The sequence below is a fragment of the Methanosarcina baltica genome (assembly GCF_055394095.1).
The window spans coordinates 1,934,068-1,947,919 of sequence record NZ_AP042463.1; the positions used below are offsets into that span (position 1 = coordinate 1,934,068).

At 49.0% G+C, this 13,852-nt stretch carries 10 protein-coding genes and 1 tRNA gene; 1 reads left to right on the forward strand and 10 read right to left on the reverse strand.

The genetic code is table 11. The features are described 5' to 3' along the window. Positions 1-134: 134 nt before the first annotated feature. The 10 genes from ACZ5QV_RS08375 to ACZ5QV_RS08420 all read right to left on the reverse strand — a co-directional run bounded on the left by ACZ5QV_RS08375 (position 135) and on the right by ACZ5QV_RS08420 (position 12,853). Positions 135-686 carry a TATA-box-binding protein gene (locus tag ACZ5QV_RS08375; RefSeq protein WP_464602071.1) on the reverse strand — a complete coding sequence of 184 codons (552 nt, stop codon included), beginning with the start codon at positions 684-686 and terminating at the stop codon, positions 135-137. Between the two features lie 280 nt (positions 687-966). Continuing rightward, the gene (scpB, locus tag ACZ5QV_RS08380; protein WP_464599393.1) at positions 967-2,088 is read right to left on the reverse strand and encodes an SMC-Scp complex subunit ScpB; all 1,122 of its coding nucleotides are present in this window, start codon (positions 2,086-2,088) and stop codon (positions 967-969) included. 408 nt (positions 2,089-2,496) lie between these two features. Continuing rightward, positions 2,497-3,531 (reverse strand): segregation/condensation protein A, encoded by a 1,035-nt coding sequence (locus tag ACZ5QV_RS08385; protein ID WP_464599394.1) that lies wholly within the window; start codon positions 3,529-3,531, stop codon positions 2,497-2,499. Continuing rightward, a complete protein-coding gene (gene smc / locus ACZ5QV_RS08390) occupies positions 3,528-7,052 on the reverse strand; it encodes a chromosome segregation protein SMC (protein ID WP_464599395.1) in 3,525 nt (1,174 codons plus the stop codon). The genes ACZ5QV_RS08385 and smc overlap by 4 nt, the downstream gene beginning before the upstream one ends. A gap of 52 nt (positions 7,053-7,104) precedes the next feature. After that, positions 7,105-8,085 (reverse strand): hypothetical protein, encoded by a 981-nt coding sequence (locus ACZ5QV_RS08395; RefSeq protein WP_464599396.1) that lies wholly within the window; start codon positions 8,083-8,085, stop codon positions 7,105-7,107. Positions 8,086-8,557: 472 nt separating this feature from the next. Beyond that, positions 8,558-8,758: a hypothetical protein gene (locus ACZ5QV_RS08400; RefSeq protein ID WP_464599397.1), complete on the reverse strand. Its 201-nt coding sequence runs from the start codon at positions 8,756-8,758 to the stop codon at positions 8,558-8,560. Positions 8,759-9,110: 352 nt separating this feature from the next. After that, positions 9,111-11,099 carry a ferrous iron transport protein B gene (gene feoB, locus ACZ5QV_RS08405; protein WP_464599398.1) on the reverse strand — a complete coding sequence of 663 codons (1,989 nt, stop codon included), beginning with the start codon at positions 11,097-11,099 and terminating at the stop codon, positions 9,111-9,113. Positions 11,100-11,139: 40 nt separating this feature from the next. Further along, positions 11,140-11,793 (reverse strand): metal-dependent transcriptional regulator, encoded by a 654-nt coding sequence (locus ACZ5QV_RS08410; RefSeq protein ID WP_464599399.1) that lies wholly within the window; start codon positions 11,791-11,793, stop codon positions 11,140-11,142. Positions 11,794-12,093: 300 nt separating this feature from the next. Next, complete coding sequence (locus tag ACZ5QV_RS08415) at positions 12,094-12,549, reverse strand: N-acetyltransferase (protein ID WP_464599400.1); 456 nt, start codon at positions 12,547-12,549, stop codon at positions 12,094-12,096. A 226-nt stretch (positions 12,550-12,775) separates the two neighbouring features. Next, a tRNA-Arg gene (locus ACZ5QV_RS08420) sits at positions 12,776-12,853 on the reverse strand. A gap of 325 nt (positions 12,854-13,178) precedes the next feature. Here ACZ5QV_RS08420 and ACZ5QV_RS08425 point away from each other — a divergent pair. After that, complete coding sequence (locus tag ACZ5QV_RS08425) at positions 13,179-13,733, forward strand: biotin transporter BioY (protein WP_464599401.1); 555 nt, start codon at positions 13,179-13,181, stop codon at positions 13,731-13,733. Positions 13,734-13,852: the final 119 nt, after the last annotated feature.

Genomic DNA, 13,852 nt, shown 5'->3' on the forward strand with positions numbered 1-13,852 from the left:
CCATCTCAAGGACCTGATCTTAAAAGATCTGAGTCCTCAAGGAGGAAAGTTTAGCACTTGCCCGGTTATATATCCCTGGCTATTTTTTAGAGATGGTGAACCTGTTCCGAAAGAAGGGGGTTTTGAAGCTCGGTTTAAAGAAGACCCATGTTGTCGAGCTGCTGCCGGACCACTTCCACACCCTGCTCACAATCGCTGGGGGACTTGCCGCCTGTGACCACGAGTTTGCCGGAACTGAAAATCAGGACAACGACCTTTGGCACATCAATCCTGTACACAAGGCCCGGGAACTGTTCAGGTTCGTATTCGATATTCTCAAGCCCAAGTCCGATTGCTATGGCATTGAGGTTAAGGATGGTGTGCAGGTCCGCAGACGCTACTATGTTCTGCACGGTTATCTGGGGGTTTTCAATGGTTTCGATCCCGAGGCCGTTCAGTTTCTTTGCCATGTTTCCGATGACTGTGTGCACATCAGCAACATTCTTTGCACCGGTGCAGACAACTTTCCCGGAGGTAAAGACAAGGAACGCAGCCTTTGGGTCAGTGACCCTGTAGACGAGCCCGGGGAACTTCTGTTTGTTATACTCGGCCCCTTCGAATTCTGACTCGATAACGATCAGGTCAAATGCTTCAGCAAGTTTAGTGGATGCGACCACGTTTTCGATTTTGATACTTGATTCGCTAATACTTGATTCGCTCATAAGTCAACCCTCAGTATATAAAACAAGATAAAACAAGAATGTATTCTCAAACGTATATATAAAGATACAGTTAATTGACCCCCATCCTATATAAATGCTTTATATAGGGCATATATACCCTATAGAAAAGCTTAAATGAGGGGCGCAAGAAAATATGCATAAATTAAAACTGTGCCGGTAGCCCACATTTTAACTAACTTCCTCAATATTTTCCTCAATATTTTCCTCAACGGTTTCCTTAATCCCTTAGCTCTAATCTCTTTCCTCAATCCGTCTCCTCAATCCGTTTCAGCCCTTCAAGAATCGCGTCGTATTTTGAACAGACCCTTTCCAGAAGGCCCCCTTCCACATTCCGATGTGTGGGTACCAGGATTTCTGCCCCCTCCCCGATCTTTTCCCCTTTTTTTGAAGTCCCGTAATCAGGAGCGATCAGGACCCCGTCTGCTGAAAAGCCGAGATTCATGTCGTTTAAGATCCTTGAGACCATATCAGTTGCGGGTTTAACCTTCTGTTCGATAAGGAGAGCTGCGGAAACATATTTTTCCCGGGTCTCCTTCAGGTGCCTGAGGCTCTCCTCGACTTTCCCTGAGTCCACCTCGACCGCAAGTTCTTCGGCTACTGCGGTCACGGCCTCGCTCAGGTCCTCGAAAGTTGTGGAATGAACTTCCAGAATTTCCCCGTCACAGTACTGCCTGACCCTTTCAAGATAGCCTGCCGTTACAACCAGGACTTCCACCTCAAGGAGCCTGGTAAGTTCTTCCCCTGTGGGAGAATAGGGGTTCAGGACCAGGTAGTCCTTAATCCCGCACATTTCCATGAGAGACTCGTACATCGGGCTCACAGCGACCGTCTTTTTTCCGATCCAGCTCTCAATGTTGCTCTGTCCGGCCTGTTTTTTCAAAAGCTCGATGATTTTTTCCTTAATGGCCACAGGGTCATTGTGCTTTAGTCCGAAATAGTCCGCAAAAAGGGAAGTCGTGGAAAGGACCCTCGTCCGCCCCTCGGGCCTGGAGTCCACAAACCCCCGCTCGATAAGCTCCTTTATATGCTCATAGACTCCGCCCCCTCTCATCTCGACAAGTCTGGTCTGAAGCAGGGGCTGGTGGTAGGCGATCATCGAAAGGGTCCGGAGCTTTGGGGCGGAAAGTTCCCCCGGAGCCACCCCCTGTACAAGTTGAGAATAATCCGGTTTTACCTGCATGACATAGCGCTCCCCAAGGTCCAGGATTTCCAGGCCCGATTCCCTTCCGGCATAGGTTTCGATCAGGCCCTCAACTGTTTTAAGGACGGTATTTCTGGATTTGCCCGTGATTTTCACAAGCCTATCAAGGCTAACGGCCCTGCCCGCAGCAAAAAGCGCGGCTTCTATAATTTCAAGTTCACTCATAAAACTCACATCCTGAAAATAGGGGGAAATATAGTCCTGCACCAAAATTTTATAACTAATTCATAACGAAGATTTAAACCACGGAAGACACGGAAATGCTATAAATAATCTATTACGAAGATTTAAACCACGGAACACACGGAACACACGGAAGAAAGAACGAAGAAGATATGCTATTTACGGTTGTTCTGGCGTTTTTTAGCCCAGACCTCCTAAATAAGGATTATAGTCCGCTTGAGCGAGCGCAGCGAACGAAACGGACCCCGTGCTCCCGAAGCGGAACTCGGGTGCCGAAGCGGAACTCGGGAAGTGCAACTCGGGAAGTGCAACTCGGGAAGTGCAACTCGGGAAGTGCAACTCGGGAAGTGCAACTCGGGAAGTGCAACTCGGGCCCCTCAAAAAAGCAGATTATTCCGAGCCCGCCCCTACAAAGCTCACAGGTTCAGACGGAAGGGGAAGCAGGGTGGACTTTCCGGGATCCAGACCTGAGTTTTCGGAAACAGAGGTTTCGGGTGCAGGGGTTTCGGATTCGGATTCGGATTTTGGAAGTTTCTGCTCCCCGGTTGGAAAAGCTGTTTTCCCGGAGGCGATGCCGGACTCTTTCCCGGGATAAATATAAAGTTCCTCAAAGAGCTCCTGCTGGCAGAGCCAGATCTTTTTGTTTGAGGCAAGAAAGAGCAGGGAAATGTAATCCATGACCCTGTCCGAACTGCCTTCCAGGAAACGGGAAAAGGTGACGTAAGATGTTCCCTCGTCCCTGAAAAGCCCGGCAAGCTTTTCCCAGGCGAGGTCCACCCGTTCGACAATGGCCTCTTCATGAGCGATTCCCAGGACGTTTCCCTTGAAAGGAACCATCTTTTTATCCGGGACTTTGTCCTCATTTTTTTTCTTTTCCCTTTTTCTGGAAAGCGCCTTTTCGGCCTTTTTGAGTTCGGAGATCAGTTCGTTCAGGGTGACCGGCCTGGTCGCTTTGCGGCGCATCGGCAGTTTTGGGACCGGGAACTCATCGGGTTCCGGAAGCTCCGAATCCTCGAAAAAATCAAAGTCATCCTCCTCTTCTACCTCTTCCCGGAGGATGCCATTGGATTTCATGCGGAGCAGGATTGCGGAGTAGAGAAGCGTCCTGCTCGAAATCCGCAGGTCCAGTTGCTTGAGTTCCTCTATTCGCCCGAGGAAACTGTCCGTTAATTTCACAATATCGATATCCCAGGGGTCGATTTTCTCATTTTTCACAAGTTCGACAAGAATCCCGAGGGGTTCACTGGTATCAAATTCCGAAAGCTTGAGTCCGGCCGGGTCAACCCTGAGTTCGGAAAGCGTGGAAAAGAGGCCAAAAGTGTCCGGGTCCTGAACATTTTCCAAATCTTGAAAAGATTCAGATTCCTGAACATTTTCCTGGGAGTCCCCGGCCTCGCCCCCGGCACTTTCTGAAAACTTACTCAATTTAACATAACCCCCGTAATGCTGGTAATATTGTTTTCCTGCATTGTGACCCCTATGGTCCTTGCGGCCGCCTGGATCATGGGTTTTCTCAGGGAAACCACGATAAACTGGACCTTTGCGCCCGCCTGCATAACCCTTTTTGAGACCCTTTCAACGTTCCAGCCGTCCAGGAACATATCGATTTCGTCAAAGGCATAGAAGGGGGCAGGCCGGTACTGCTGGATCGCAAAAAGGAAGGCAAGGGCCGTAAGGCTCTTTTCTCCTCCCGACATGGCCTCGATGCGCTGGAGGGTCTTTTCCCTGGGTTGGGCCCGCAGCGTCATACCTCCCGCAAAGGGATCTTCCTGGTTTTCCAGAAGCAGTTCCCCATGCCCTTCGGAAAGCTCGTGGAAGATCTCCCCGAAATTAGAGTTGATTGCGGAATAGGCCTTCATAAACGTCTCTTTTTTAAGCTCTTCGTACTGCCCGATTCTTTCCAGGAGCTGTTCCCTTTCGGAAAAGAGGGTGTCTCGTCGGCCCTGGAGGTCCGAGAACCGGAGTTCTACCTCATTGTACTCGTCGATTGCCCGCATATTCACGGGCTCAAGCCGCCTGAGAGCTTCCTCGATTGCCCGGATGCGAGTGGCCACGGTCTCGTAGGAGGGGACCTCCTCACTTTCCTCGATCCCTCTCTTCAAAACCTCTTCGGAAAGCTGTTTTTTCTGGTCAAGAAGGGCCGCCCTAGTTGCGGAAAGGGTCAGAAGCTGCTGCTGCGCTGTTTCCACAACGGCCCGTGCAGCCCCGGTTTTCTGTTTAAGGGAAGCGTGTTTGGCCTGGACCCGGCTCCTTTCCTCCTGAAGTTCCAGAAGCTCGTCGGAAAGTTCAACTTCCCGCTTCTGTTTTGCTTCAAGCCTGTCCTCGGCCTCCTCGATTTTAGCCACCAGAGCAGCCACCTTTTCCCTGTGCCCGGCCTTTTTCTCCTCAACTTCCTTTATAAGGGCCCTGGCTTCGGTAATTTTTTCTTCAGCGTAATTTTTCTCAAGCCAGAGGGCGTTCAGGTTGGCCTCAGCATCCCGGACCCGCCCGTCAAGCCTCCTTATTTCCTCATCCACAGATTCGGCCTTTTTATTGAACTCGGGAAGAGGCGAGTCCGCTAATTTTACCTCAAGCCCGGCAATCTCCTCCTCAAGCCTGCCCAGGCCTTCCTGCTTTTCCCCTTTTTCCACAGTTACCCGGTCCATCTCCTGCCGGAGAGCTGTCCTTGCTTCTTCAAGTTCCCGAAGTTCGGCCTGTTTTGCTTCAAACAGGTCCGAAAGCTTTGCATCCCTGCCCGCAATCTCGGCGATCTGGAGTTCCTTGCGGGAGATTTCCTCCTCACAGTCCCGGACCCTCCGATTTGTCTCGTAAAGGCTGTTTTCAATACTGTCCTGCTTCTCGATTGCGGTGGTCCGGCTGGCATCTAAGGTCCGGATTTCTTCAGCGAGCTTGAGGAGTTTGTCCTTTTCGGAAGCCGCAAAGGAAAGGCCCGATTTCGAGGAAAAGGAGCCTCCGACCATTGCCCCGCTTTTTTCCAGGACCTCCCCTTCAAGGGTGACCATCCGGAAACGCCCGATAAGCCGCCTGGCACTGGCCAGAGAATCCAGGACAAGGGTGTCTCTGAAGACGTACCAGAAAGCAGATTCGAATTGGGAGTCAAAGTCGATCAGGTTGATTGCATAGCCTATAACCCCGTTTTCGTAACTTAAAGGCTCAAGCCGGCCCGCCCGATTCATTTTGTTCAGGGGGAGAAAGGTAGCTCTGCCCCCTTTACGTCTCTTGAGGTAATCGATGGCTCCGGCCGCGTCGGTGTCGCTGTCCACGACCAGGCCCTGCATCCTGCTTCCGGCCGCGACCTCAAGGGCCCTTGCGTAGCGCTGGTCGGCCTTTCCGAGCTGGGCTATGGTTCCGTGAACCCCAAAAAGTTCGTTATGTGTAGCCGCCTTAAGGATCTGGTCCACGGCTTTCGAGTAGCTCCCGCTGTTTTCTGCGGCCCTGACCCTGGCTTCGGCAAGGGCGTAGTCCTGCTGGAGCCTGTGCAGCCTGTCCTCAAGCTGCCTGATATCTTCTTTTACCCGGAAATGACTGCTCTCTATATCGTCCCGGTCCCGGATGAGGGCATCGAGTTTTTCAGACAGCTTCTCGATATCGTAACGGACCGAACGGCTATCGCTGCCCGAGGTCTCGACGGCCTCTTTCGCGTCCCTTATTTCATTTTCAATGTCCCGGGCGTCTGAGGATTTTCTTCTGAGGGAATCAAGCAGACGATCCTCGTTTCTTATAAGCTCGTTCTTTTCGTTTTTAACCTCTTCGAGCCTGGCCTTTACGGCCGAAAGCTCGTCCCGGGATTTCGCAAAGCGGGCGTCCACATCGGCAATCCTGCTCTGGAGCAGCATTCTCTCAGTCTTTTTCTCGGCATGTTCGACGGAAAAGCTTCCTTTCCTGAGGGCCTCTGCCTCGATCCTGCCCTGAAGGTCCCGGACTTTTCCCTTGGTGGAGTCAATCTCCACAAAGGCTTTCCTGCGCCGGGCGTCGGCCTCGTCGATTTCCCCATCAGCAAGCTCGATGCTGTCCACGGCGCGCGAGATTTCCCCTTTAAGCTCTTCGATTTCCTTTTTCACCCGGAGCTGCTCGTCTTCTCCCTTTTTCCGGATCTCAAGGGATAGGGTCTCAAGGGCTTCATCCAGGGCTTCAAGGGCCTGGTTTCGCTCCTTCTGAATTTCCTTTACTTTTTCAAGGTGGCCCTCTTTTCCGGCAAGTTCCTTTTCCACGTTCCCGAGTTCGGTCCTGGCGTCCTTTAAGCGGGAGAGGAGGACGTAACCCTCGAATTTTACCCGCTCGGCTTTGAGGTCCTGGTATTTCAGGGCCTGGTTCCGTTCCCCTGCCAGTTTTTTGAGCTGGAGTTTTACCTCGTCAAGGATGATGTCCACCCTCTCGACCTGCTGCCTGACGACCTCGAGTTCGTCCAGAGCCTTTTGCCTGTGCTCGTCGAACTCCGCGACCCCCGCGATTTCGTCAATGATTTTTCTCCGTTCCGTGGCCGTCATCGAGATTATCCGGGTAACGTCGCCCTGCATCACCACGTTGTAGCCTTCAGGGGTCACTCCGGCCTTTGCGAGATGAGCGTGGATTTCTCCGAGGTTTACGGCTTTCCCGTTAAAGTAAAAATAGCTATAGTACCCGCTTTTGGTCCGCCGGACTTTCCGGGAGACTTCGATTTCGTCAAGCTCCTGGGGGAACTTGCGGTCGGTATTATCGAAACGGATGGTGACCTGGGCAAAACCGGGTTTTTTGTCTGAGGCTCCGTTGTATATGAGGTCGGTAAGTTTTTCGGCGCGGAGCGTCCTGGAACTGGATAGTCCGAGTGCAAAAAGGATTCCGTCTATGATATTGGACTTTCCACTCCCGTTTGGACCTGAAATTGTGGTAAAGTCGTTGTAAAAGGAAATCTTTACTTTTTTTCCGAAGGACTTGAAATTAACAAACTCAATTTCTTTTATGTACACAGGAGGCCTCTGCAATTTTACGTTTTGTCCGAAATGACTTGCTTTCTACTCCTTATTGGGTATTAAGTATTTTTCTCTGGCAGGTAATAATTTCAACGTCTTCGTCATCTCTCAGAACCACGGTCTCGTTCACTTTTGCCGGCCTTGAAGACTGCTCTGCGACAATAAACTCACATTTACGGTTTTCAGCCCTTCCCGAATTTCCTTTCGGAATCTGCCTGGCCTTAAGTTCCCCGCTTTCTGCAATGATGTATTCGCATTTTGTCGCAGGCTTTTCGACAACCCCACTTTTCGGAAACTCGTCTTCTATTTTCAGTTTCACTTTTGTAGAGCTGCCCGGCAGAGGGGCAGAGACCTCCCTTACCTCGACACGCTCCCGGCCTGGAATAGTCCTTTTCTTTAAACCGGCCCCTTGTTTTCTGGAAAGGGGGGGGAAGGAAAGTGAGTCGTCGAGAGGAGGAGGCCGGACCGCAGGAACTTTATTTTCCAGCATTTCCAGTTTCCCGGAAAGCTGCTTGAGCTGTTCTCCAAGCTTCTTAATAACGATTTTCTGGTCAAGCAATTCCCTGAGAAGTCCGTCCTGGAGAATTTTCATTTCCTTTAACTTTTGCTCGGCCCCTGAAGGCCCCCTCAGTTCCATGCGCAGTTCGTTAAGAATAGAAGTTTTGAGGGACATGGAATTGGAAAGAGTACTCTCTCCTATCAGTTCAGCCCTGGTTTCAGAAAGAATTGAGTCTTTCAAAACCCGGGAATTCAAAGAATTCTGATTCAAAGCCCTGGTTTCAGAAAGAATTGAGTCTTTCAAAGCCCGGGAATTCAAAGAATTCTGGTTCAAAGCCTCTGGATTTAAAGCCTGTAGATTCAAAGAATGTGACTTCAAAGACTTCTGAGTTGGATTATCTCTCATTTCAGCCCTGAGCTCTTTTAAAACCGAAGCTTTTATTGATTCATGAAGAGTTTCAAGTTCCTCATAACTTATTGACAAACGCCTTTGAGGTGGGTTATCGTGCAGGTCCCTCTGTCCAGATTTCATAAAATTCCCCATACAGTAAATTAAGATCCCAGGTTTCCATTTTATATGAGTGTCGGCTTTGTATTGTGAATATCACTGTCTAAATATTATTATACGAGATCGTAAATAAAATATATAAATACATTAGAGATTTCTATACATAAATAAAGATCGATAATACCTTAACCCAGCAACGACATTGTAATTAAACATTCCAAGATACTCCCTTATATAACTTTCTAACAAATAATGTCAAAATAATTAAGAATTTGGTGGAAAATATATCATAACTTTATTATTATAATTGTGTATAAATGCCCGGTTCATAAAGTAGATTATGGAAGCATCCGTCCCGAAAAATATCATACATACTTACGGATAAGCCGGAAATTGTAAAAAATATAGCGCAAGATATGGGCAGAAACTACAGGTACTGAAAAGAAAACTATTTAATTAAAGGAAGAAAATGCTAAAAAAATGTAGGAAAAAGTATTTATAATTCAGTCTTAGCTACCGACTGGATGGGGTCTTCGTGGGTTTCTTCAAAATCAAATAATATAACGTCCTGAGACTGAAGCCCTGGCATGGTGCATTCCATACAAAGAGCCCCTTCATCAACAATAGAACCGTGTGTCCCCGTACTCTCCAGGAAAAAATCCACTTCTTCCTGTTCGGGTTCACGAAAGTGAGCCATCTCGAAAATATCCATAATAACGCTAAGCACATTTTGGTGTAGCTGGTGGGTAATTCGGGTCATTAAAAAATAAAGGCATTATATAAGTATATATAAGTTTCGGTTGAACTGGAAAATAATCGTAAAATAGGAGAAGAATGTATTAATATATATATATTGTGTTTTAGCACTACGAAGGGAGCTGGCGGGCAAACGGAGAAGCAAAGGGGAGCCTCCAAATTTTCACTGGATATCCGCCGGAAATCCGGAAAAAAGAAAAAAATAAAGGAATAAAAGGAGATGGGAGGGAGGAAAAGGCCTCCTTAAAAAAGCCTTCAAAGTAAAAAATATCAAAAGTAAAAAACGAACGGGATTAAAGGAGGAAAGGTCCTCCGAAAATCCGTATCAGTACCCCCACAACAAGGGCAAGAACTACGGTAAAGATGACTATAAGGGAGGTATCTTTTCCCCCGAGTTCATGCTTAAGGACCGCAATTGTTGCCACGCAGGGCACGTAGATGGTGGTGATGACCGCAAACTCGTACATCTGAAGCGGGGTGAGTACGGCTGCAAAGTTGGCGGTGCCCGCAAGGACTGCCAGGATCTGGAGAGCCATCTCTTTTCTCAGGATCCCGAAGACCAGGGCCGTTGCCGCAAAGGCCGGAAGGCCCAGGAGGCCCACGGAAATGGGCTCGACCAGAGCCTGGAACAGGTCAAGCAGCCCGAGAGCATCTGCAATTCCCAGAAAAGCACTGCCCACGATAAGCAGGGGGAAAGCAATATAGACAAACTCCCGGCTTTTTAACCAGGTTTTCTGAAGGATGGACCCGAGTTTCGGCCTCCGCAAAGGAGCCATTTCCATGATAAAACCGCTGCGCTTTCCGGGCATGGTTTTTCCGAGGATCCAACCGGTCGCGGCGATTATGATCAACTGCAAAACGTAGATTGAAACCGCAGGCCAGAACCCCACATACACCCCCACGAGCCCGAGGATGATAACGGTCCGGGCCGAGCAGGGGATAAGGGAAATCAGGACTGAAGCTATCCGTTTTTCCCGCTTTGTACCGAGGGCGTGGATCGACATGATAGCAGGCACGTTGCAACCAAAGCCCAGGACCAGGGGAATTACCGCCCTGCCGTGCAGTCCCAGCTTGTGGGTCAGGTTGTCCAGAAGGAAAGCTGCCCTCGTAAGGTAGCCGGAGTCCTCGAATACAGAGAGGATGATGTAAAAGACCGTGATATAGGGGATGGCTATGGCGGCCCCGGCCTCCACTCCTCGAAGGGAGTAGATTATGATATTGCGAAGGATAGGGTTCATGCCAGAGGTCATTGCCTCCACGGGTACGATCAGGCAAGGCTCGAAAAAATCGTCCACTATCAGGCCTTCAAGATAACCTCCTATCCTGAAGACCGCAAGGAAGGTCAGGAGCAGAGCGGAAATCAAAACCGCTATTCCAAAGCGCTGGGAGGTCAAAATATCGTCCACCCTGTCTTTAAAGGTCTTCTCCGGCTCAAAAATGGTAAGTACACTGTCAACGAGCTGGCCAGCTTCCCCGAAAAGGTCTCTTGCAACGGTATCCGGAACTGAAACGGAATGCTGGAGTTCCAGGTGCTGCCTGAGCCTTCGGCCTGCGGAAAGCAGGGTTTTTGCCTCGGCCTCCGCACAGCAGAGCCCTACAAGCCCTGCATCATTTAAAAGAGCCCCAATTTTCGCATAAAAAGGAAGCTCGGGAAAAGTCGAATCGAGCTCTGAAAGGGCCTCTCCTATCCATTCGGTGTAGCGGACCCTGCGGTGCTTCTGCACCTTTTCTTTTTCCTTTTCCTCAAGGGCAACGAGTACCACATCGTCCAGGCCTTCCCCTTTTGTGGCAACCGTTGGAACAACCGGAATTCCTAGCAGTTCCGAGAGTTTGCCGACATCTACATGAATCCCCATTTCCTCGGCAAGATCTACCTGGTTCAGAGCGATTACCATGGGGATGTCAAGCTCCAGCAGCTGGAGGGTAAAGAAGAGGTTGCGTTCAAGCCGGCTTGCGTCCAGGATATTGATCACAACGTCCGGGCGTTCAAGGAGGAGAAATTCCCGGGTAACTTTTTCGTCTTCCCCTGCAGCTCCAAGCGAATATATGCCGGGAAGGTCCACAAGCTCGATAGTCCGGTCCCTTGCCTTCGCGCTCCCTCTTATGAGTTCAACGGTCGTCCCGGGGTAATTCGAGACCTCGACTCCAACCCCTGTGAGCCTTGTAAAAAAGGCACTTTTGCCCACACTCGGGTTGCCTATGAATGCAAGGGTCAGGTCGTATCCCGGCCAATTCCCTGAACCCTTTTGGGCACTTGCTGATGAAGTAGTAATGGTAATCACATCTCCCAAAAAATATATAAATTGTGAAGCATGACCTGAATCACTGAAGCGTTACAAAGATCTTCTTTGCAACTTCCCTTCCAAGGGCCACTTCCGACCCGACCACGTTGATCGAAATACTTCCCTGTTTTTGCTTGCGTTTGATCTCAAGCACTCCTCCGGGCAGGACCCCGAGTGAGTTCAGACGCTTTTTCGTATTCTTTGAAAGGGTAACCCGAAAAATGGTCCCACAGGCCCCTTCCTCCATTTCATCAAGAGGGATCAGGGGTTCGGAGGGACCTATTTCACACCTATCAGGATTGATGGGATGCCCGTCTGGACAGTAGTCAGGCTTTCCGAGAAACTCGTAAAGCTTTTCAAGCACTGAATCCGAAACCGCGTGTTCCAGCTCACAGGCTTCCCTGTGGGCAACCTTCCGGTCAAAATCTAGGATGTCAGTCAGGAAGGTCTCAAGCACCTGATGCTTGCGCTTGAGCTTGAGGGCCATTTCAGCTCCCTCGTCAGTAAATTTCACTCCTTTGTATGGAATATACTCAACGAGCCCCTGAGCCGAGAGTTTCTTGACCATCTCCGTGACGCTCGGGGGAGAAACATTGAGCTCTTCTGCTATCTGCGTGGTCTTTGCAGGCCCCCGGTTTTTCATGATTAAATAAAGGATGGTTTCAAGGTATTCTTCGACTCGTTCAGCGTACATGAGATCAGCTCATAACATAAAAAATAAAATAAATAGGATTCTCTGAGAATTAGGCACCCCTAAATAAATAGGTTTTGGTTTTCATAAAATTATGACTAAAATTGGCCCGGAGGCCCGAAGGAAAAATAGAAAAAGGGGGGAAAAAAGGACAGTGGTAGTAAAAAGGGAGCAGAGGGAAAAAAAGTAAGGGACCATGAAAGTGAAAAACGAACAGAGGAAAGAGAAGAAAGACTCCGGGAAGATGATAAAATAATAGACAAAAATCCGGGATGGGGAGGGGGCCCCCGGACTGGAACAAATTCAGGTACGAAGCGGTTTTATGAGAGCGATCTCATCACAGTCCGGAAACTTCGGGCAGTTCACACAGCCAGCCCACACCTTTTTTGGAAGGAGGTTTTTGTCCACAATTTCAAAGCCCAGTCTTTTGAAAAAGTCTGGGACATAGGTAAGGGTAAAGACCTCCTTCATGTTGAGCTCTTCCGCCTCTTCAAGGCAGGCCTGCGCAAATTTCGTGCCGATTCCCTGCCTGGTGAATCCCGGCTTTACGGCAAAGGCCCGAATCTCCGCCACGTCTTCCCAGAATATGTGAAGTGCACAGCAACCCACTACCTGGCCGTCGATTTCACAGACGAAAAAGTCCCTTATGCTTTCATAGAGCTCACTGAGGGAACGGGCAAGCATAAGCTCCTCCCTCGCATAGTTGTAGATAATATGCTTCATTTCAACAACGTCATCTACCCTGGCTTTCCTGATCACGACTTTACATCCTCGTTTAAATGAAATAAATCAAATTGAAAAAGATAATCCGGGAACTGAAAGGTCCAATTCGAAACCAGAAGAAAAAGATTTTCCTGAAAACATTTTTCCTGATTTTTATACCTCTGGCTCTGCACTTTTCTGGCTCTTCATAAAATAAGCTTAATTGACAATTTTTTGTTCTATTTTACGGCAAAAAAAGCTTCCTGACAAAATAAGATAGATATGGCGGGCGCGAAGGGATTTGAACCCCCGATTTACAGCTTAGGAGGCTGCCGCCCTATCCAGGCTAGGCCACGCGCCCACAGTGTTTTTGCATAGAAACACAGAAAAACAATTGTAAAGAGATAATTCTCCCTGAACTTCTGTATTTCAGGCGAGTAGTCTAATAACAGACCTATCATGTATATCTAATTTTTGCTCAGAAAATATACAATTCCCGGTTTTCGGGCAGGACGGAAAAGAAAATCGGGCCGTCATGCCGAACCTGGTGGTAAAATAAATAATGATGATGGGAAGGAAAAACTTTAAATTAAATGTTAACCCTCCGGGGAAAATAGGTTAACAATGGGCGATTCAGCAGCAATAATTCAAAAAGAAAGAGTAAAACTAAAAAAGAAGTGAAAATAATGACAGTGAAAAATGGACAGCCTTATGGGACAGAGAGTTCAGAACTCAAAAAAATGGTCTTTGCGTCTCTCTTTGCCGCCATGATCGCGGCAGGGGCGTACATTAAAATTCCTCTTCCCTTTTCCCCGGTCCCGGTAACAATGCAGGTCCTCTTTGTCTTCCTTGCAGGGGCCATCCTCAAAAGCAAATGGGGCACTCTTTCCGTTCTCGTCTACACCCTGCTCGGAATTGCTGGCCTGCCCGTTTTTGCGGGAGGGGCCTCCGGGATAGGAGTGCTCTTCGGGCCCACAGGCGGGTATATCACGGGCTTTGTGCTTGCGGCCTTTATCATCGGCTTCCTGAGTGAAAAAAGTGGAAAATCCGGCTTTTTTTCAAATGCCCTTTTCATGGGAATCGGGCTTGTCGTAATCTACGCCTTCGGGCTTACCCAGCTTTCCCTGCTTGCAAAGTTCGACCCCTGGCAAGCCGTAAGCCTGGGCATGTTACCCTTCCTGCCGGGAGACCTCCTGAAACTTGTGGCGGCGGCCTATATAGCTTCCCGCTACAGGATCTGAGACCGGAGTAGAAGGGGAAACAGAAAGGAGAGAAGGGGAAACAGAAAGCAGAGAAGGAAAAACAGACGGAAAAACCGAAGGAAATAATAGAAGAAGGAAGAAATGGGTGGGGTTTTCGG

Excerpts from the sequence above, each read along its gene's own strand:
- scpB (WP_464599393.1), bottom strand. The coding sequence starts at position 2,088 with ATGAGTGAACTTGAAATTATAGAAGCCGCGCTTTTTGCTGCGGGCAGG.
- ACZ5QV_RS08395 (WP_464599396.1), bottom strand. The coding sequence starts at position 8,085 with ATGAAATCTGGACAGAGGGACCTGCACGATAACCCACCTCAAAGGCGT.
- ACZ5QV_RS08400 (WP_464599397.1), bottom strand. The coding sequence starts at position 8,758 with ATGGCTCACTTTCGTGAACCCGAACAGGAAGAAGTGGATTTTTTCCTG.
- ACZ5QV_RS08410 (WP_464599399.1), bottom strand. The coding sequence starts at position 11,793 with ATGTACGCTGAACGAGTCGAAGAATACCTTGAAACCATCCTTTATTTA.
- ACZ5QV_RS08425 (WP_464599401.1), top strand. The coding sequence starts at position 13,179 with ATGACAGTGAAAAATGGACAGCCTTATGGGACAGAGAGTTCAGAACTC.